15 protein-coding genes and 1 pseudogene are annotated in these 18,807 nt (G+C 65.2%); 15 read left to right on the plus strand and 1 reads right to left on the minus strand.

Translation table 11 applies throughout. From position 1 onward, the window contains the following. The coding region (locus tag Q0L30_RS16275; protein ID WP_296658347.1) for a pyridoxal-phosphate dependent enzyme at window positions 1-241 on the minus strand (241 nt) is incomplete at its 3' end. Window positions 242-796: 555 nt separating this feature from the next. Here Q0L30_RS16275 and Q0L30_RS16280 point away from each other — a divergent pair. The 15 genes and pseudogenes from Q0L30_RS16280 (at window position 797) to Q0L30_RS16350 (ending at window position 18,801) form a co-directional block, all read left to right on the plus strand. After that, complete coding sequence (locus tag Q0L30_RS16280) at window positions 797-4,843, plus strand: FAD/FMN-binding oxidoreductase (protein WP_296658351.1); 4,047 nt, start codon at window positions 797-799, stop codon at window positions 4,841-4,843. A 63-nt stretch (window positions 4,844-4,906) separates the two neighbouring features. After that, window positions 4,907-5,338: an HIT family protein gene (locus tag Q0L30_RS16285; RefSeq protein ID WP_296658355.1), complete on the plus strand. Its 432-nt coding sequence runs from the start codon at window positions 4,907-4,909 to the stop codon at window positions 5,336-5,338. An 81-nt stretch (window positions 5,339-5,419) separates the two neighbouring features. Then, entirely contained in the window at window positions 5,420-5,833 is a 414-nt protein-coding gene (locus Q0L30_RS16290; RefSeq protein ID WP_296658358.1) for a DUF971 domain-containing protein, read from the plus strand. A gap of 101 nt (window positions 5,834-5,934) precedes the next feature. Continuing rightward, complete coding sequence (gene ubiE / locus Q0L30_RS16295; protein WP_296658359.1) at window positions 5,935-6,666, plus strand: bifunctional demethylmenaquinone methyltransferase/2-methoxy-6-polyprenyl-1,4-benzoquinol methylase UbiE; 732 nt, start codon at window positions 5,935-5,937, stop codon at window positions 6,664-6,666. A 36-nt stretch (window positions 6,667-6,702) separates the two neighbouring features. Beyond that, window positions 6,703-7,716, plus strand: coding sequence for a TIM44-like domain-containing protein (locus Q0L30_RS16300; RefSeq protein ID WP_296658362.1), 1,014 nt, complete (start codon window positions 6,703-6,705; stop codon window positions 7,714-7,716). A gap of 255 nt (window positions 7,717-7,971) precedes the next feature. After that, the gene (locus Q0L30_RS16305) at window positions 7,972-8,613 is read left to right on the plus strand and encodes an SCP2 sterol-binding domain-containing protein (protein WP_296658364.1); all 642 of its coding nucleotides are present in this window, start codon (window positions 7,972-7,974) and stop codon (window positions 8,611-8,613) included. 3 nt (window positions 8,614-8,616) lie between these two features. Beyond that, the gene (gene ubiB, locus Q0L30_RS16310; protein ID WP_296658366.1) at window positions 8,617-10,194 is read left to right on the plus strand and encodes a ubiquinone biosynthesis regulatory protein kinase UbiB; all 1,578 of its coding nucleotides are present in this window, start codon (window positions 8,617-8,619) and stop codon (window positions 10,192-10,194) included. Between the two features lie 37 nt (window positions 10,195-10,231). After that, entirely contained in the window at window positions 10,232-10,894 is a 663-nt protein-coding gene (locus tag Q0L30_RS16315; protein WP_296658369.1) for a methyltransferase domain-containing protein, read from the plus strand. 139 nt (window positions 10,895-11,033) lie between these two features. Continuing rightward, window positions 11,034-11,423 (plus strand): zinc ribbon domain-containing protein, encoded by a 390-nt coding sequence (locus Q0L30_RS16320; protein ID WP_296658371.1) that lies wholly within the window; start codon window positions 11,034-11,036, stop codon window positions 11,421-11,423. Between the two features lie 79 nt (window positions 11,424-11,502). Then, window positions 11,503-12,141 (plus strand): DUF502 domain-containing protein, encoded by a 639-nt coding sequence (locus tag Q0L30_RS16325; protein WP_296658374.1) that lies wholly within the window; start codon window positions 11,503-11,505, stop codon window positions 12,139-12,141. A gap of 77 nt (window positions 12,142-12,218) precedes the next feature. Further along, window positions 12,219-14,024 (plus strand): aspartate--tRNA ligase, encoded by a 1,806-nt coding sequence (gene aspS / locus Q0L30_RS16330; protein WP_293033354.1) that lies wholly within the window; start codon window positions 12,219-12,221, stop codon window positions 14,022-14,024. A 216-nt stretch (window positions 14,025-14,240) separates the two neighbouring features. Continuing rightward, window positions 14,241-14,717, plus strand: coding sequence for a dihydroneopterin triphosphate diphosphatase (nudB, locus tag Q0L30_RS16335; RefSeq protein WP_296658381.1), 477 nt, complete (start codon window positions 14,241-14,243; stop codon window positions 14,715-14,717). Window positions 14,718-14,758: 41 nt separating this feature from the next. Next, window positions 14,759-16,096, plus strand: a pseudogene (locus Q0L30_RS16340) (phosphatidylserine/phosphatidylglycerophosphate/cardiolipin synthase family protein); the annotation flags it as partial. A gap of 235 nt (window positions 16,097-16,331) precedes the next feature. Next, complete coding sequence (locus Q0L30_RS16345; protein ID WP_296658386.1) at window positions 16,332-16,931, plus strand: TetR/AcrR family transcriptional regulator; 600 nt, start codon at window positions 16,332-16,334, stop codon at window positions 16,929-16,931. An 82-nt stretch (window positions 16,932-17,013) separates the two neighbouring features. Then, window positions 17,014-18,801 (plus strand): acyl-CoA dehydrogenase C-terminal domain-containing protein, encoded by a 1,788-nt coding sequence (locus tag Q0L30_RS16350; RefSeq protein WP_296658387.1) that lies wholly within the window; start codon window positions 17,014-17,016, stop codon window positions 18,799-18,801. The last annotated feature ends 6 nt before the right edge of the window (window positions 18,802-18,807 follow it).

The following is an 18,807-nucleotide window of genomic DNA, read 5'->3' on the forward strand; positions in this document are numbered from 1 at the left end:
GATTGCCCGCCGAGGCGGTGATCACGCCGCGCTCGCGCTGGGCGGGCGTGAGGTGCGCCATCTTGTTGTAGGCGCCGCGCAGCTTGAAGGAGAACACCGGCTGGTTGTCCTCGCGCTTCAGGAACACGCGGTTGGAGAGGCGCGCCGAGAGGTTCGGGGCGCGCTCCAGCTCGGTCTCGCGGGCCACGTCGTAGACGCGGGCGGTGAGGATTTTCTTCAGGTAGTCGTCGTGGGTGGCCATGCGGGCGGGCGCTTAAGCGGGAGATGACGGGAAAAGAATCAATGATAGCGCCAACGGCGCACGCGCTGACAGCAGGGGCGGAAGCGAGGGAAGGAAGCGGCGCGGGCCGCCGCGCAGGGGCGGCGGGCGCGTGAACCGGCGTCGGGCAAAGGTGAAACTTGTATGTCCTGCGTATGTCCCTCATATGTTCCGCGTATGACCCTGCGCGCGCCGCGAAGCGTCAGCGCAGGTGCGGATCATGCGTTAAAATCCGCTTTTGACAAGCAGGATCGGAAGATGCTCTGGCAACCTCGGACCGCCCACTTGGTGCCCGCACGGCGCGAGACCCGCCCCGCGGCGCAGAGGCATGTCCGCCACGCACGATCGTGTCGCGGAGTCTGAGCGCCGGGGAACCGTCGGCGTGAGTGCTGCCGCCGCCCATCTTCCCCACCCCCCAGGTCCGCAACCAGCCACAGGCGGACAAGATTTCAGAATAGCGCCCCACGCGCCCAGTCCGCATCGGCCGGACGGCCAGCGAGCCGTTTGCTCGGTACTGACCCAAAGAGTCGTCCAACCATGAACGCACCTCAAGTTTTCGATCCTCACGGCGCCGCCGCTACGGTGACTGCCGACGTCGAACCGCGCCTGCGCGAGATTCCCTATAACTACACGTCCTTCTCGGATCGGGAAATCGTCATCCGCCTGCTGGGCGAGGAGGCCTGGAGCGCCCTTGCCGAGCTGCGCTCGGAGCGCCGCACCGGCCGCTCGGCGCGCATGCTCTACGAAGTGCTCGGCGACATCTGGGTCGTACGTCGCAATCCGTATCTGCAGGACGACCTGCTCGACAACCCGAAGCGCCGCGCGCTCCTGATCGAAGCGCTGAATCACCGTATCGCCGAAATCGAAAAGCGCCGCCGCGCCGACCTGAGCGAGCACGGCGACAACGCGGGCATGGACCGCGCCGCACGCGTCGAAACGCTGATTACCGCCGCGCGCCGCGCGATCGACGCGTTTGCCGGCGAATTCGGGGAAATGGCCGAGCTGCGCCGCCGCGCGACGAAGGTGCTGCGCCGCTGCACGCAGAAGGACAACATCCGCTTCGACGGCCTCTCGCGCGTCTCGCACGTCACGGACGCGACTGACTGGCGCGTCGAATATCCGTTCGTCGTACTCACGCCCGACACCGAAGCCGAGATTGCCGCGCTCGTGAAGGCCTGCTTCGAACTCGGCCTCACGGTGATCCCGCGCGGGGGCGGCACGGGTTACACGGGCGGCGCGGTGCCGCTCACGCCGTTCTCGGCCGTCATCAACACCGAAAAGCTCGAACAGCTGGGCGCGGTCGAAATGACCGACCTGCCGGGCGTCGAACGCCAGGTGCCGACGATCTTTTCGGGCGCGGGCGTCGTCACGCGCCGCGTGACCGAGGCCGCCGAAGCCGCGGGCTTCGTGTTCGCGGTCGACCCCACCTCGATCGACGCATCGTGCATCGGCGGCAACATCGCGATGAACGCGGGCGGCAAGAAAGCGGTGCTGTGGGGCACGGCGCTCGACAACCTCGCCTGGTGGCGCATGGTCGATCCCGAAGGCAACTGGCTCGAAGTCACGCGCCTCGACCACAACCTCGGCAAGATTCACGACGTCGCGCTCGCACGCTTCGAACTCAAGTGGTTCGACGGCGAGCGCGCGCCGGGCGAGAAGCTCTTGCGCACCGAGTGGCTCGACATCGAGGGCAAGCGGTTCCGCAAGGAAGGCCTCGGCAAGGACGTCACCGATAAATTTCTCTCGGGCCTGCCCGGCGTGCAAAAGGAAGGCTGCGACGGCCTCATCACGTCCGCGCGCTGGGTGCTGCACAAGATGCCCGCGCATACGCGCACCGTCTGCCTCGAATTCTTCGGCCAGGCGCGCGAGGCGATTCCGAGCATCGTCGAGATCAAGGACTACCTGTTCGAAACGGCGAAACGCGGAGGCGCGATTCTCGCCGGCCTCGAGCATCTCGACGAGCGCTATCTGCGCGCGGTCGGCTATGCGACCAAGAGCAAGCGCAACGCGTTTCCGAAGATGGTGCTGATCGGCGACATCGTCGGCGACGACGCCGATGCCGTCGCCACGGCGACTTCGGAAGTCGTGCGCATGGCCAACGGCAAGAGCGGCGAGGGCTTCGTCGCGATCTCGGCCGAGGCGCGCAAGCGCTTCTGGCTCGACCGCAGCCGCACGGCCGCCATCGCGAAGCATACGAACGCGTTCAAGATCAACGAAGACGTCGTGATCCCGCTCAATCGCATGGGCGAGTACACGGACGGCATCGAGCGCATCAACATCGAGCTGTCGATCAAGAACAAGCTGCAACTGCTCGACGCGCTCGAAGTGTTCTTCAAGGCCGGCAACCTGCCGCTCAGCAAGAGCGACGACGCGAGCGAAATCCCGAGCGCCGAGCTGCTCGAAGACCGCGTGCAGCAAGCGATCGAGCTGCTCAGGCGCGTGCGCGCGCGCTGGGAGTTCCTGCGCGACAAGCTCGATTTGCCGCTTGCCGAGGCGCAGCACTCGCTCGTGCAGCTCGGCTACGAGGCGCTGGCGGAAAAGTTCGCCGACCGCGTCGACGCGCAGCCCGGCGCGAACGTGTTCCACATCACCCAGGACCGTACGGTGCGCGTGTCGTGGAAGCAGGAGATCCGCGCCGAACTGCGCCAGATCTTCAACGGCGGCGCGTTCAAGGCGATCCTCGACGAAGCCCAGGCGATCCACAAGAAGGTGCTGCGCGCGCGCGTGTTCGTCGCGCTTCACATGCACGCGGGCGACGGCAACGTTCACACGAACATTCCGGTCAACTCCGACAACTACGAGATGCTGCAGGACGCCCACGCGGCGGTCGCGCGCATCATGAAGCTCGCGCGTTCGCTCGACGGCGTGATCTCGGGCGAGCACGGCATTGGCATCACGAAGCTCGAATTCCTCACGGACGACGAGATCGCCGAATTCCGCGCCTACAAGCAGCGCGTCGATCCGCAGGGCCGCTTCAACGCGGGCAAGCTGCTCGAAGGCGCCGACCTGCGCAACGCCTATACGCCGTCGTTCGGCCTCATGGGTTACGAATCGCTGATCATGCAGCAGTCCGATATCGGCGCGATCGCCGAATCGGTGAAGGACTGCCTGCGCTGCGGCAAGTGCAAGCCGGTGTGCGCGACCCACGTGCCGCGCGCGAACCTGCTCTACAGCCCGCGCAACAAGATCCTCGCGACTTCGCTTCTGATCGAGGCGTTCCTGTACGAAGAGCAGACGCGCCGCGGCGTGTCGATCAAGCACTGGGACGAGTTCAACGACGTCGCCGACCACTGCACGGTCTGCCACAAGTGCGTGACGCCGTGCCCGGTCAAGATCGACTTCGGCGACGTCACGATGAACATGCGCAACCTGCTGCGCAAGATGGGCAAGAAGAAATTCAACCCGGGCAGCGCGGCGGGCATGTTCTTCCTGAACGCCACCAATCCGCAGACCATCAACCTCGTGCGTACCGCGATGATGGGCGTGGGCTACAAGGCGCAGCGCTTCGGCAACGAACTGTTCAAGAAGGTCGCGAAAAAGCAGACCGCGCATCCGCCGTCATCCACGGGCAAGCCGCCGGTGGTCGAGCAGGTGATCCACTTCGTCAACAAGAAGATGCCGGGCAACCTGCCGAAGAAGACGGCGCGCGCGCTGCTCGACATCGAAGACAACAAGATCGTGCCGATCATCCGCAATCCGAAGACGACGAGCGTCGATTCGGAAGCGGTGTTCTACTTCCCGGGCTGCGGCTCCGAGCGCCTCTTCTCGCAGGTCGGGCTCGCGACGCAGGCGATGCTGTGGGAGGCGGGCGTGCAGACCGTGCTGCCGCCGGGCTATCTGTGCTGCGGCTATCCGCAGCGCGGCTCGGGCCAGTACGACAAGGCGGAGAAGATCGTCACCGATAACCGCGTGCTGTTCCACCGCGTCGCGAACACGCTGAACTACCTCGACATCAAGACCGTGGTGGTGTCGTGCGGGACGTGCTACGACCAGCTCGCCGGCTACGAATTCGAGAAGATCTTCCCGGGCTGCCGGATCATCGACATCCACGAGTTCCTGCTCGAAAAGGGCATCAAGCTCGAAGGCGTGAAGGGTACGCGCTACATGTATCACGACCCGTGCCACACGCCGATCAAGAACGTCGACGCGGTGAAACTCGTCAACGAACTGATGGGCAGCGATCACGACGGCTACAAGATCGAAAAGAACGAGCGTTGCTGCGGCGAATCCGGCACGCTGGCCGTGGCGCGGCCGGACGTGTCGACCCAGGTGCGTTTTCGCAAGGAAGAAGAAATTCGCCGGGGTGCGGCGAAGTTGCGCGGCATCCCGCTCGTCGGCACCGGCGCGAACGGCGTGCAACCGGCCACGCCGAAAGAGGCGGGCGGCGTGGGCACCGACGTGGACGTGAAGATCCTGACGAGCTGCCCGGCGTGCCTGCAAGGGCTCTTGCGGTACAACGAGGACGCCGATATCGACGCCGATTACATCGTGATCGAAATGGCCCGGCACCTGCTTGGCGAAAACTGGATGGCGGACTACGTTCAGAAGGCAAACAATGGCGGAATCGAGCGCGTGCTGGTTTAATGGCGGCGCGCAACGATTGCGCGAAGTTTTGTAACGATTCCGTGAACCGGTTCGGGGGCAACGATGGGATGCGTATTCTGCAGTGAGGAGGGCGGCGACGTGCTGTGGCAGGACGAGCGGATGCGCGTCGTGCTGGCGACGTCGGAGGCCGACTACCCGGGTTTTTGCCGCGTGATCTGGAACGCGCACGTCGCCGAGTTCTCGGATCTCGGCATGCCGGACCGGGAACACCTTATGCGCGCCGTCTATGCCGTCGAGCGGGCGCTGCGCCGCGTCATGCAACCGGCGAAGGTGAACCTGGCGAGCCTCGGCAACCAGGTGCCGCACGTGCACTGGCACGTGATTCCGCGCTTCACGAACGACGCGCACTTCCCGCTGCCGGTGTGGGCGCCGCGCCAGCGCACGGTTTCCGAGGCGATGCTCGGCCAGCGCCGTGCGCACGCCACGCTGCTGCGCGACGCCGTGCGCCAGGAAATGCAGCAGGCGCTGGCCTGATAAACAGGCCCTGACCCGAGGAGGCCCTGGCCCGAGGCGGCAGGGCGGCCTCGCTGAGCGGGCGGGAGCCCGAGGACGATCATGAGTGGACTGAAAAACGATACGCCGGTGCCGACCGGCGTCGTGGTGCACGCCGTTTCGCGCGTGCTGGAACTGCAATATGCGAACGGCGCGAGTTACCGCATCCCGTTCGAGCTGATGCGCGTGTATTCGCCCTCGGCGGAGGTGCGCGGCCATGGACCGGGCCAGGAGACGCTGCAGACGGGCAAGCGCGAGGTCGCCATTACGGCGCTCGAGGCCGTCGGCCACTACGCGTTGCAGCCGACCTTCTCGGACGGCCACAACAGCGGCATCTATTCCTGGGATCAGCTTTACGAACTGGCAACGTGCCAGGACGAGCTGTGGGCCGACTATTTCGCGAAGCTGAAGGCAGCGGGGGTTGATCGCGATGCGCCCATGGCGCCGCCTCCTGCCGCACATGGCCACTGCCACTGACGCTTCCTGTTACGATCCTGCCCCGTCGTCGCCGCGAGCATGCCGCGACGACTATTCTGAATACAACTGAAGACAAGACCCCCTGCGAAAGGAAGACCGCGATGAGCAAAACCCACTTCGGCTATCAGACAGTCGACGAACAGGACAAGGCGAAGAAGGTGGCCGGCGTGTTCCACTCGGTTGCCTCGAACTATGACCTGATGAACGACCTGATGTCGGGTGGCTTGCACCGCGCGTGGAAGGCCTTCACGATCGCGCAGGCCAACGTGCGGCCGGGCGCGAAGGTGCTCGACATCGCGGGCGGGACCGGCGATCTGTCGATGGCGTTCGCGAAGAAAGCGGGGCCGAAAGGCGAAGTCTGGCACACCGACATCAACGAATCGATGCTGCGCGTGGGTCGCGACCGGCTGCTCGACCGCGGCGTCGTCACGCCCGCGCTGCTCTGCGACGCGGAGAAAATTCCCTTTCCGGACAACTACTTCGATGTGGTGACCGTGGCTTTCGGGCTGCGCAACATGACCCACAAGGACGCCGCGCTCGGCGAGATGCGCCGCGTGCTCAAGCCGGGCGGCCGTGTGCTCGTGCTGGAATTCTCGAAGGTGTGGGAGCCGCTCAAGAAAGCCTACGACGTCTACTCGTTCAAGGTGCTGCCGTGGCTCGGCGAGCGCTTTGCCAACGATTCCGAAAGCTATCGCTATCTCGCGGAATCGATCCGTATGCACCCGGACCAGGAAACTTTGAAAACAATGATGGAACAAGTCGGCCTCGACGCCGTCAAATATTACAATTTGTCAGCTGGCGTGGTAGCCTTGCACGTCGCTACAAAATATTAGCGTCCATAGTTAACTGTTTTTAAAGGAAATTTCGATATGTCTGAGCCCCGAATCATTGCTTCCAAAAAGCTTTCATCGTGGTGGGCCAGACGGATCGGAACCCTGGCCGTAATCGGCGCGCTGGTTGCCGGCTCGTTCGCGTCGTTCGACGCCGAAGCCCGGCGCATGGGCGGTGGCCGCAGCTTCGGCAAGCAATCGCCGGTGGCCACGCAGCGCAGCGCGACTACGCCGCCTGCGCAGCAGAGCCCGGCGGCGCAGCCCGGCCAGGCGCAGCGCGCCCAGCCCGCCACGCCCGCGCCCGCCGCTCCGGCGCGCAACCGCTGGCTCGGGCCGATCGCGGGACTCGCCGCCGGCCTCGGCATCGCCGCGCTTCTTTCTCACTTCGGCCTTGGTGGAGCATTTGCCGGTGCGATGGCCAACGTCATCATCATTGCGCTGATCGCATTCGTCGCCATCTGGCTGATCCGCAAGATCGCGAACCGCCGCCGCGCGGCCCAGCCCGCCTGGCAGACCGGCGGCGGGCTGATGTCGCAGGGCGGTTTGCACGGTGGTCCGCAGGCGTCGGGCAGCTTTCCTTCGGAGCCGCGCTTCACGGCGCCGCCGACCGGCCAATACCTCGCACCCGAAGCGAATCCGCTCACGACGCCGCAGATCGGCGCCGCACCGTCCATCCCCGCGGGCTTCGACACCGAGGGGTTCCTGCGTAATGCCAAGGTCCATTTCGTACGTCTGCAGGCTGCGTGGGACGCGGCCAATCTGGACGACATCCGCGAATTCACGACGCCCGAGATGTTCGCGGAGATTCGCGTGGATCTCGCCGACCGTGGTACGCAGTCGAACCAGACCGACGTCGTGCAGCTCAACGCGGATCTGCTCGATGTGACCGAGCGCGGCGACGAGTATCTCGCGAGCGTGCGCTTTTCCGGCTTGATTCGCGAGACGCCGGGCGTTGCTGCCGAGCCGTTCGCGGAGATCTGGAATCTCTCGAAGTCGCGCTCGACGGGCGAGGGCTGGCTGCTCGCCGGTATCCAGCAGACCGAATCGCACTGAGATTCGCACCGAGAACGCACTGAACGCACTGAATCCCGCTGGCCCTCCGCCTGGCGCGGCACAGGGCCTCGCTTCAGACTGCGCGTCCTGTGGTCGTTCTTCATGATTTGCATCATGACGCCGTCGCGGCACGGTGACAGGACGCCACGTTAGCCGCCCGGCCAGGCCGGCGCGCACCGCGATCGGACCGCACGAACGCTACAATAGGAGCCCGCGCGAGCTTTTGCCCGCGCGGTTTTTCTTATTTCATGTCCGATGACCTTCGCCGCCAAGCCCTTCACCGCCGCCGTCAATCACCTGCTCGCCCGCGAATCGTGGGCCCGCGACCGCCTCGCGCCTTATGCGGGCAAGACGGCGCGCCTGTCGTGTCCGCCCGTCGTGCTTACGCTGCTCGTCCAGCCGGACGGCTACCTCGCCGCCGTGGATGAACACGACGCGCAGCACGCGGACGTCGCGCTGTCTCTGCCCGCCTCGGCGTTCTCGTCGTTCGTGCAGGGCGGCCAGGCCTCGGTGATGAAGCACGTCAAGATCGAGGGCGACGCGGAATTCGCGCAGGTCATCGGCAAGCTCGCGGAGCATCTGCGCTGGGAGCCCGAGGAGGATCTCGCGAAGCTGATCGGCGACGCGGGCGCATGGCGTATCGCCTCGCTCGCGCGTACGGCGCGCGACCAGGCGTGGCGCACCGGCCGCAACGTGCTCGGCTCGGTCACGGAATATCTGCTCGACGAAAACCCGCAACTCGTGCGGCGTGCCGAGCTGGATGGCTTGAACGTCGAACTCTCCCGCGCGCGCGATGCGCTCGCGCGCGTGGAGAAACGCATCGAGCGCCTCGAACAAAAAACGGTTGCCGGCGCGCCCACGCCGCTGCGCAGCATGCGCCCGACAACAGGCCACTAGAACATGCGTTTCCTGCGTTTTCTGAAGATTTTCTTCACGATTATCCGGTTCGGTCTCGACGAAGTGATGCTGAGCCGGATCAACGACCGGCGCGTGCGGCTGCTGTTGCGCATCACCACCATCGGCCGCCGTTTCAACCAGCCGCCCGGCGTGCGGCTGCGTCTCGCGCTGGAAAGCCTCGGCCCGATCTTCGTGAAGTTCGGCCAGGTGCTCTCCACGCGCAGCGATCTGCTGCCGCCCGATATCTCCAGCGAACTCGCGCGCTTGCAGGACCAGGTGCCGCCGTTCGACTCGGCCGTGGCCATCGGCCTGATCGAAAAAGCGCTTGGCGCGCCCGTGGATTCGCTCTTCGATGAGTTCGAGCGTGTGCCCGTGGCGAGCGCGTCGATTGCCCAGGTTCACTTCGCGAAGGTGAAATCGGGGCAGCACGCGGGCAAGCCGGTCGCGGTGAAGGTCCTGCGGCCGAACATGCGCCCCGTGATCGATTCCGATCTCGCGCTGCTGCGCGACCTCGCCATGTGGGCCGAGCGGCTGTGGGCGGACGGCAAGCGCCTGAAGCCGCGCGAAGTGGTCGCCGAATTCGACAAGTACCTGCACGACGAACTCGACCTCATGCGCGAGGCCGCCAACGCGAGCCAGTTGCGCCGCAACTTCGCGGGCCTCGACCTGCTGCTCGTGCCGGAGATGTACTGGGAGTTCAGCACGTCCAACGTGCTCGTCATGGAGCGCATGGTCGGCGTACCGATCAGCCGCGTGGACCGGCTGCGTGCGGCGGGCGTCGATATTCCGAAACTCGCGCGCGAGGGCGTCGAGATTTTCTTCACGCAGGTGTTCCGCGACGGCTTTTTCCACGCCGACATGCACCCCGGCAACATCCAGGTGAGCCTCGACCCGGCGCACTTCGGACGCTACATTGCACTCGATTTCGGCATCGTCGGCGCGCTCTCGGACTTCGACAAGAACTACCTCGCCCAGAACTTCCTCGCGTTCTTCAAGCGCGACTATCACCGGGTCGCTACGCTGCACATCGAGTCGGGCTGGGTGCCGGCCACGACGCGCGTCGAGGAGCTGGAGAGCGCGATTCGCGCCGTGTGCGAACCGTACTTCGACCGCGCGCTGAAGGACATCTCGCTCGGCCAGGTGCTGCTGCGGCTCTTCCAGACTTCGCGCCGTTTCAATGTCGAAATCCAGCCGCAGCTCGTACTGCTGCAAAAGACCATGCTGAACGTCGAGGGGCTTGGCCGCTCGCTCGATCCGGAGCTCGATCTCTGGAAGACGGCGAAGCCGTATCTCGAACGCTGGATGACCGAGCAGATCGGTCTGCGCGGCTGGTACGAGCGTTTCAAGATCGAAGCGCCGCAATGGAGCAAGACGCTGCCGCAGTTGCCGCGCCTCATCCATCAGGCGCTTCAGCACCGCGAGGGCACCGCCCATCTCGCCGACGAGGAAACGCTGCGCACCCTGCTCGCCGAACAACGCCGCACGAACCGGCTGCTGCAAGGCGCGCTGGTGTTCGGCATCGCGGTGGGGGTGGGCATGGTGGTGGCGCGCGTGTGGATTGCGCTCGCCGCGGGCGGTTGAGTCTTCGCAACAGGCACCAGACAGAAGGAGATCGAGCATGAACGAGCCGGTTCGCCCCACGCAGCCCCAAGGTGTACCCGAATTCGACACGCGCGATCCCGGGCTCGCATCGTTCTGGGACGAGCGCTTCAGCCGCGGCTTCACGCCGTGGGACCAGGCGGGCGTCCAGCCGCAATTCGAAGCGTTCGCCGCGGCTCACCCCGATGCAGCCGTGCTGATACCCGGCTGCGGCAACGCGTGGGAAGCGGGCTGGCTTGCCGGGCACGGCCGCACCGTGCGCGCCATCGACTTCGCCCCGGCTGCGGTCGCGAGCGCGCGTGCGGCGCTCGGCGAGCATGCGGCGGTGGTCGAGCAGGCCGACTTCTACACTTACGAGCCGCCGTTCGCACCCGGATGGATATTCGAGCGCGCATTCCTGTGCGCGCTGCCGCCCGCGCACTATCCGCGCTACGCGCAGCGTATGGCCACGTTGCTGAAGCCCGGCGCGCTGCTCGCGGGTTACTTTTTCATCGGCGAGCCGCAGAAAGGGCCGCCGTTTCCGATGCGGCGCGATCAGATCGAAGCGCTGCTTTCGCCGTACTTCACCTTGCTCGACGAGCAGCCTGCGGTCCGCTCGCTACCGGTGTTCGAGGGCCGCGAGCGCTGGATGACCTGGCGTCGCAACGACGTGCGCGTCGAAACTGTCGCGCAGGCCACTTGATCGGCGCTCGGTCCGCCCCAAACTGTCAGAAATTGGCCGCGACCGGCCCCGTCCCGGCAAAAGCCAGGGCGGGCGATCGATTGCGGCTATAATTCAAGGCTTTGCAGGCATTTGTCAGATTTTCACCGGGATAGAGATCATGCCGATCTACGCTTATCGCTGCGAGTCGTGCGGCTTCGAGAAGGACGTGCTGCAAAAGCTCAGCGATGCGCCCCTCACGAAATGCACACATTGCGGTGCCGAAACGTTCCGCAAGCAGGTGACCGCGGCTGGCTTCCAGCTGAAGGGCTCGGGCTGGTACGTGACCGATTTCCGCGGCGGTAACAGTGGCAACAACGGCGGCGGTACGAGCGCGGCTGCAACCGGCGCGAAGGCGGCGGGCGAGTCTGCGGCGTCGTCCGAGGGCAGCAAGCCGGCGGGCGAGAGCGCCGCGGCACCGGCTGGATCGGGCACAAGCGCGGGCACGAGCGCAGCGTCGGGCACGAGCACGAACACCAGCGCGACGGCCAGCACGGCGGGAACCACCTGAGAATCCGCGGCCCGGTTGTATACGCCGGGCCGCACGTACGCTGCGCTGATGGTGCGCGGCTCGCATGGCGGTGTAGACGATGACGAAGAAAGCGACGCTCAAATCCGTATTTCTGACCGGCCTCCTGGTGCTGGTTCCGCTCGCCATCACGCTGTGGGTGCTGAACCTGATCATCGGCACGATGGATGAGACGTTGCTGCTGCTGCCCGAATCGTGGCGGCCCGTGCGGCTATTCGGCCTGCGTCTGCCGGGCATTGGCGCGATCCTCACGCTCGCGTTCATCTTCGCGGTCGGCCTTCTGACGCACAACTTCATCGGCCAGAAGCTGGTCTCGTGGTGGAACGCGCTCGTGCGCCGCATTCCGCTCGTCGGGCCGCTGTACAGCAGCGTCCAGCAGGTCTCCGATACGTTGCTCTCGAGCAACGGCAACGCATTCCGCAAGGCGCTGCTGATCGAATACCCGCGCCGCGGCTCGTGGACGATTGCGTTCCTCACCGGCGTGCCGGGCGGCGACGTGGTGAATCACCTGCGCGAGCCGCACGTCAGCGTTTACGTTCCCACCACGCCGAATCCCACCTCGGGTTTTTTCCTGATGGTGCCGAAAAGCGAGGTGATCGAGCTGGATATGAGCGTCGATGCGGCGCTCAAGTATATTGTTTCGATGGGCGTCGTCGCCCCGGCAGCGCCTGTGCGCCGCCCCATCGATCCTCCGCTGTAATACCGGGCGCCGGACGCGGCTCATGACTGCGCGCGGCCGCCCGTTCAATTATTCATGCATAACGAAAGACGAACATCATGTCGATGAGATCTGAATATTGCGGTCTGGTGACCGAGCAGTTCCTGGGCCAAACTGTTTCGCTGTGCGGATGGGTGCATCGCCGCCGCGACCATGGCGGCGTCATCTTCATCGACCTGCGCGATCGCGAGGGCCTCGTTCAGGTGGTCTGCGACCCGGACCGCGCAGAGATGTTCAAGGTGGCCGAGGGCGTGCGCAACGAATTCTGCGTTCGCATCACGGGTGTCGTGCGCAACCGTCCGGAAGGCACGGTCAACGCGAACCTCACGAGCGGCAAGATCGAAGTGCTGTGCCACGAACTCGTGGTGCTGAACGCGTCGGTCACGCCGCCGTTCCAGCTCGACGACGACAACCTCTCCGAAACCACGCGCCTCACGCATCGCGTGCTCGACCTGCGCCGTCCGCAGATGCAGCACAACCTACGCCTGCGCTATCGCGTGACGATGGCCGTGCGCAAGTATCTCGACGCGCTCGGCTTCATCGACATCGAAACGCCGATGCTCACGAAGAGCACGCCGGAAGGCGCGCGCGACTACCTCGTGCCCTCGCGCGTGAACGCCGGCCAGTTCTTCGCACTGCCGCAATCGCCGCAGCTCTTCAAGCAGCTGCTGATGGTGGCGAACTTCGATCGCTACTACCAGATCGTCAAGTGCTTCCGCGACGAAGACCTGCGCGCCGACCGTCAGCCCGAATTCACGCAGATCGACTGCGAAACGTCGTTCCTCGGCGAGCAGGAAATCCGCGACCTGTTCGAAGACATGGCGCGTCACGTGTTCCGCGAAACCATCGGCGTCGAACTCGATGCGAAGTTCACGGTCATGCAGTACTCGGAAGCCATGAGCCGCTTCGGCTCGGACAAGCCGGACCTGCGCGTGAAGCTCGAATTCACCGAACTGACCGACGCCATGAAGGACGTCGACTTCAAGGTGTTCAGCGCCCCGGCCAATACGAAGGACGGCCGCGTCGCGGCGCTGCGCGTGCCGAAGGGCGGCGAACTCTCGCGCGGCGATATCGACGGCTACACGGAATTCGTGCGCATCTACGGCGCGAAGGGCCTCGCGTGGATCAAGGTCAACGAAGTGGCGAAGGGCCGCGACGGCCTGCAAAGCCCGATCGTCAAGAACCTGCACGACGCCGCGATTGCCGCGATCCTCGAGCGCACCGGCGCGCAGGACGGCGACATCATCTTCTTCGCGGCCGACCGCGCGAAGGTCGTGAACGACAGCCTGGGCGCGCTGCGCCTGAAGATCGGCCACTCGGAATTCGGCAAGGCCAATGGTCTCGTCGAGAGCGGCTGGCGTCCGCTGTGGGTCATCGACTTCCCGATGTTCGAGTACGACGAGGAAGAAAACCGCCACGTGGCCGCGCATCACCCGTTCACGAGCCCGAAGGACGAGCACCTGGAATACCTCGAATCGGATCCGGGCCGCTGCCTCGCGAAGGCCTACGACATGGTGCTGAACGGCTGGGAAATCGGCGGCGGCTCGGTGCGTATCTATCAGGAAGAAGTGCAGAGCAAGGTGTTCCGCGCGCTGAAGATCGGTCCGGAGGAAGCGCGTGCGAAGTTCGGCTTCCTGCTCGACGCGCTGCAGTACGGCGCGCCGCCGCACGGCGGTATCGCGTTCGGCCTCGACCGCATCGTCACGATGATGGCCGGCGCCGATTCGATCCGGGACGTGATCGCGTTCCCGAAGACGCAACGCGCCCAGTGTCTGCTTACGCAGGCGCCGAGCCCGGTGGACGAGCGCCAACTGCGCGAACTCCACATCCGTCTGCGTCAGCCCGAGCAGAAGGCTGCACAGTAAGCACGCGCAGTCCGTGCGGCGGGCCTCGCGGGCGGGGCGCCGCACGAGACAACGCAACGCAAAACCCAACGCAAAACCCAACGCAGGAAAGGCGCATCGAGCGCCTTTTTTGCTTTTTGCGTTACATTTTGTCCTTGTATTTCTCTTTGTAGTTTCTCTATCAGGCCCGCGCGAGCGACGACGCGTGCCGCGAGAGTCCACTCACGCTCCGTCACCATGCAGAAGCCGCCGAAGATTCCGGAATCCGTACTCGTCGTCATTCACACGCCGCAGCTCGAAGTGCTGGTCATCGAACGCGCCGACCGGCCGGGTTTCTGGCAGTCGGTGACGGGCTCGAAAGACCGCCTTGACGAGCCGCTCGCCGAAACCGCCGTGCGCGAGGTGGGCGAGGAAACCGGCATCGTCGTCGGGGCGGGCGACGTGCCGCATGCCGCGCTCGTCGACTGGCGCCACACGATCGAATACGAGATCTATCCGGTCTGGCGCCATCGTTACGCGAACGGCGTCACGCGCAACACCGAACACTGGTTCAGCCTCGAAGTGCCGCACGGCACGCCTGTGACGCTCGCGCCGCGCGAGCACATTGCGTATCTCTGGCTGCCGTACGAAGAGGCGGCTGCAAAGTGCTTCTCGTCGTCCAACCGCGAAGCGATCCTGCAGTTGCCCGGCCGGCTGCGCGGAGCGCGCGTGTGATGGATATCGATCCGCGGCGCGCCGTCCGGCTGCACGAACTGCTGCTCGGCCGGCGCTACCGGACTCGCTATCGCTTCACGAGCGGCAACGACGTGCGCCTGTTCGCCTCGGGCGCGGCGCTCTTTGGCGCGATGATCGAGCACATCGACGCGGCCACGCGCGACGTCGCGCTCGAAACCTACATCTTTCGCGACGACAGCATGGGCCGCGCGGTGTCGGCGGCGCTCGTGCGCGCCGCCGTGCGCGGCGTGCGCGTGCGCGTGATCACCGATGGCATCGGCAGCCCGCGCACGGCGCTCTTCGACGACTGGCCCACCGCCGGTGTCGAGCATCGCGTCTACAACCCGCACATCTTCGGCCGCTTCGGCTTTTCTCGCACGCACCGCAAGCTCGCCGTCATCGACGATCAGTACGCGTATTGCGGCGGCATCAACGTCATCGACGATCGCGAACAGGACGGCAGGACGTTGCCGTTCGCCCGTTGGGATTTTGCCGCCGAGCTGAGCGGTCCCGTGGTGGTCGACGTACGCGAGGCGTTCGAATTCCAGTGGCGCCGCATTCAACTCGGCTACCGTCCGCCGGTGCCGCGCTCAGCAGCGGTGCAGCCGTTTCCCGGTGTGCCCGCGAGCGTGGGCTTTCTCTCGCCGCATCCGACCGGCCAGGGCACGGGCCGCCGCGTACGGCCCGTCGACGACGCCCTGCGCGAACTGGCGAGAGCCGTGCCGCGCGGGCGCGCGGCGCGCATCGTCGAGCGGCTGCGTGCGCGCCTGCGCGCAAGCGTGCGCGACCCGCGCACCGCGCGCGTGCCGTGCGTGGCGTTCGTCGCGCGCGACAACGTCGTGAACCGGCGCACCATTGAAAGGGCCTATCTCGACGCCATCGGCGCCGCGCGCGACGAAGTGCTGCTCGCCAACCCGTATTTCATGCCCGGGCGGCGGCTGCGGCGCTCGCTCATCGAAGCGGCCGGACGCGGGATCACCGTGCGCCTCCTGATCGGACGAAAGGAGTTCAAACTCCTCGACTACGCGGTGCCGTTCCTCTATCACACGCTCTTGTCCGCGGGCGTGCACATCGCCGAATACGAAAAGACCATGCTGCACGGCAAGGTGGCGGTGGTCGACGCGAAGTGGGCCACCGTGGGCTCCTCGAATCTCGACGCGCTCAGCCTCGTGCTCAACAACGAGGCCAACGTGGTGATGGTGCTGCATCCGCAGATCCAGCAACTGCGCGACGCGATTCTGGCGGCGTTCAGCGACGCCAGGCCGATAGACCGCGCGCGCTATGAGGCACGCCCGGTGCTTGAGCGGGCGGTAAGCTGGCTTGCCTATTCGGCCTATCGTGCGGTCATGAAGCTGCTGACGGTCGGCGGCTACGATTAGCTGCAACCCGCGCCAACCCAGGCTCCCCCGTCGTGCCTGCCATACGAAGAGATAAGGGCGCAATCGATGGAAGCCCGCTTGTGCGCGGCACGCTTTGCCCCAGAATTAGAGCATTCGTTAGAAACCGGTTTCTAATAAAGTGCTTGTTTCGCGGACGGCTGTACTCAACAATAGTACGTCCGTTCGATTTTATATCGGCCTCCATTCCGGCCACATCGTTACGGTAAAAACAGCTATGCGAAAAGGCGAACAGACACGAGCCGCAATTCTCGATGCAGCACTCGACCTGGCAGGTCGTGATGGACTGGAAGGTCTGACGATCGGCCTGCTGGCGGAGCGCATGCAGATGAGCAAGAGCGGCGTCTTCGCTCATTTCGGTTCGCGCGAGGATCTGCAGGCCGAGGTGGTGCGCGAGTATCACCGCAGATTCGAGGAAGAAGTCTTCTTCCCGAGCTTGCGTGAACCGCGCGGTTTACCCCGTCTGCGTGCGATGCTGTCGCGGTGGTTCGAGAAGCGCATTCACGAAGTCACGACCGGCTGCATCTACATCAGCGGCGCGGTGGAGTACGACGACCGCGCGGACAGCCAGGTGCGCGAGCAGCTTGTGTCGAGCGTCACGATCTGGCGTGCGGCGCTGCTGCGCGCCATTTCGCAGGCGATCGAAGAAGGCCATCTGCGCCGCGACACCGATCCGGGGCTGATGTTGTTCGAAGTCTATAGCGTCACGCTCGGCCTGCATCATGACGGTCGCTTCCTGCATCTGCCGGACGCACCGAAGCATGCGTGGGCCGCGCTGGAAAAACTGATTGTTTCGTATCAGAGCGAAGGCCGGTAACGCCTGGCTATCGGCTGACTGGCGGCGCCGGGTGCGTCGCGGCGGCGGTTGACCGGCAACGCTCTTAATCTGGAGAGAAGAGATGGGACAGTACACCGCGCCGCTGCGCGACATGCAGTTCGTGCTGCACGAGCTGCTGAACGTGGAAGGCGAAGTGAAGCAGATGCCGAAGCATGCGGACCTCGACGCCGACACGATCAACCAGGTGCTCGAAGAAGCGGGCAAGTTCTGCTCCGAGGTGCTGTTTCCGCTGAACCAGGTGGGCGATCGCGAAGGTTGCACGTACAGCGGCGACGGCGTCGTCACCACGCCGGCCGGCTTCAGGCAGGCGTACGCGCAGTTCGTCGAAGCGGGCTGGCCCGCACTCGCGTGCGACCCCGACTTCGGCGGCCAGGGCCTGCCCGTGTTCATGAACAACGCGCTGTACGAAATGCTGAATTCGGCGAACCAGGCGTGGGGCATGTACCCGGGTCTCTCGCACGGCGCTTACGAATGCCTGCACGCGCACGGCACGCCTGAACTTCAGAAGACCTATCTGCCGAAGATCGTCTCGGGCGAGTGGACCGGCACGATGTGCCTGACCGAGCCGCACTGCGGCACCGACCTCGGCCTCCTGCGCACGAAGGCCGAACCCGGCAGCGACGGTTCGTACGCGATCTCCGGCACGAAGATCTTCATCTCGGCTGGCGAACACGACATGTCGGCCAATATCGTTCACCTCGTGCTGGCGCGCCTGCCGGATGCGCCGCTCGGGACCAAGGGCATTTCGCTCTTCGTCGTGCCGAAGTTCGTGCCGACGGCAGCGGGCGAGCCTGGCGAGCGCAACGGCATCAAGTGCGGCTCGATCGAGCACAAGATGGGCATTCACGGCAACGCGACGTGCGTGATGAACCTCGACGGCGCGAAGGGATGGCTGGTCGGCGAGCCGAACAAGGGCTTGAACGCCATGTTCGTGATGATGAACGCAGCGCGCCTCGGCGTCGGCATGCAAGGTCTCGGCCTCACCGAAATCGCGTACCAGAACTCGCTCGCGTATGCGAAGGACCGCTTGCAGATGCGCGCGCTGACCGGCCCGAAGGCGCCGGACAAGCCCGCCGATCCGATCATCGTCCATCCGGACGTGCGCCGCATGCTGCTCACGCAGAAGGCCTGGGCCGAAGGCGCCCGCGCGTTCACGTACTGGTCGGCGCTGCAGATCGACCGTGAGCTCTCGCACGCCGACGAAGACGAGCGCAAGCAGGCCGCCGATCTCGTCGCGCTGCTCACGCCGATCATCAAGGCGTTCCTCACCGACAACGCGTTCGAAAGCACCAACCTCGGCATGCAGGTGTTCGGCGGCCACGGCTTCATCTCCGAGTGGGGCATGGAGCAATACGTGCGCGACGCGCGCATCAACCAGATCTACGAAGGCACGAACGCGATCCAGTCGCTCGACCTGCTGGGCCGCAAGGTGCTCGGCGACATGGGTGCGAAGCTCAAGAAGTTCGGCAAGCTCGTGACCGATTTCGTCGAAGCCGAAGGCATCAAGCCGGAGATGCAGGAGTTCATCAACCCGCTCGCCGACATCGGCGACAAGGTGCAGAAGCTCACGATGGAAATCGGCATGAAGGCGATGCAGAACCCGGACGAAGTGGGCGCGGCTGCGGTGCCGTATCTGCGCACGGTCGGCCACCTCGTGTTCTCGTACTTCTGGGCGCGCATGGCGCGCATCGCCCTCGACAAGGAAGCGTCGGGCGACCTGTTCTACAAGTCGAAGCTCGCCACCGCGCGTTTCTATTTCGCGAAGCTGCTGCCGGAAACGGCCGCCGCGATCCGCCAGGCGCGCGCGGGCTCGAAGACGCTCATGGAAGTCGACGAAGCGCTGTTCTAAAAGCCT

The organism is Paraburkholderia sp., from assembly GCF_024281035.1.
GTDB lineage: Bacteria > Pseudomonadota > Gammaproteobacteria > Burkholderiales > Burkholderiaceae > Paraburkholderia.

Coding starts and splice junctions, on each gene's coding strand:
- Q0L30_RS16280 (WP_296658351.1), top strand. CDS start 797: ATGAACGCACCTCAAGTTTTCGATCCTCACGGCGCCGCCGCTACGGTG.
- Q0L30_RS16285 (WP_296658355.1), top strand. CDS start 4,907: ATGGGATGCGTATTCTGCAGTGAGGAGGGCGGCGACGTGCTGTGGCAG.
- Q0L30_RS16290 (WP_296658358.1), top strand. CDS start 5,420: ATGAGTGGACTGAAAAACGATACGCCGGTGCCGACCGGCGTCGTGGTG.
- ubiE (WP_296658359.1), top strand. CDS start 5,935: ATGAGCAAAACCCACTTCGGCTATCAGACAGTCGACGAACAGGACAAG.
- Q0L30_RS16300 (WP_296658362.1), top strand. CDS start 6,703: ATGTCTGAGCCCCGAATCATTGCTTCCAAAAAGCTTTCATCGTGGTGG.
- Q0L30_RS16305 (WP_296658364.1), top strand. CDS start 7,972: ATGACCTTCGCCGCCAAGCCCTTCACCGCCGCCGTCAATCACCTGCTC.
- ubiB (WP_296658366.1), top strand. CDS start 8,617: ATGCGTTTCCTGCGTTTTCTGAAGATTTTCTTCACGATTATCCGGTTC.
- Q0L30_RS16315 (WP_296658369.1), top strand. CDS start 10,232: ATGAACGAGCCGGTTCGCCCCACGCAGCCCCAAGGTGTACCCGAATTC.
- Q0L30_RS16320 (WP_296658371.1), top strand. CDS start 11,034: ATGCCGATCTACGCTTATCGCTGCGAGTCGTGCGGCTTCGAGAAGGAC.
- Q0L30_RS16325 (WP_296658374.1), top strand. CDS start 11,503: ATGACGAAGAAAGCGACGCTCAAATCCGTATTTCTGACCGGCCTCCTG.
- aspS (WP_293033354.1), top strand. CDS start 12,219: ATGTCGATGAGATCTGAATATTGCGGTCTGGTGACCGAGCAGTTCCTG.
- nudB (WP_296658381.1), top strand. CDS start 14,241: ATGCAGAAGCCGCCGAAGATTCCGGAATCCGTACTCGTCGTCATTCAC.
- Q0L30_RS16345 (WP_296658386.1), top strand. CDS start 16,332: ATGCGAAAAGGCGAACAGACACGAGCCGCAATTCTCGATGCAGCACTC.
- Q0L30_RS16350 (WP_296658387.1), top strand. CDS start 17,014: ATGGGACAGTACACCGCGCCGCTGCGCGACATGCAGTTCGTGCTGCAC.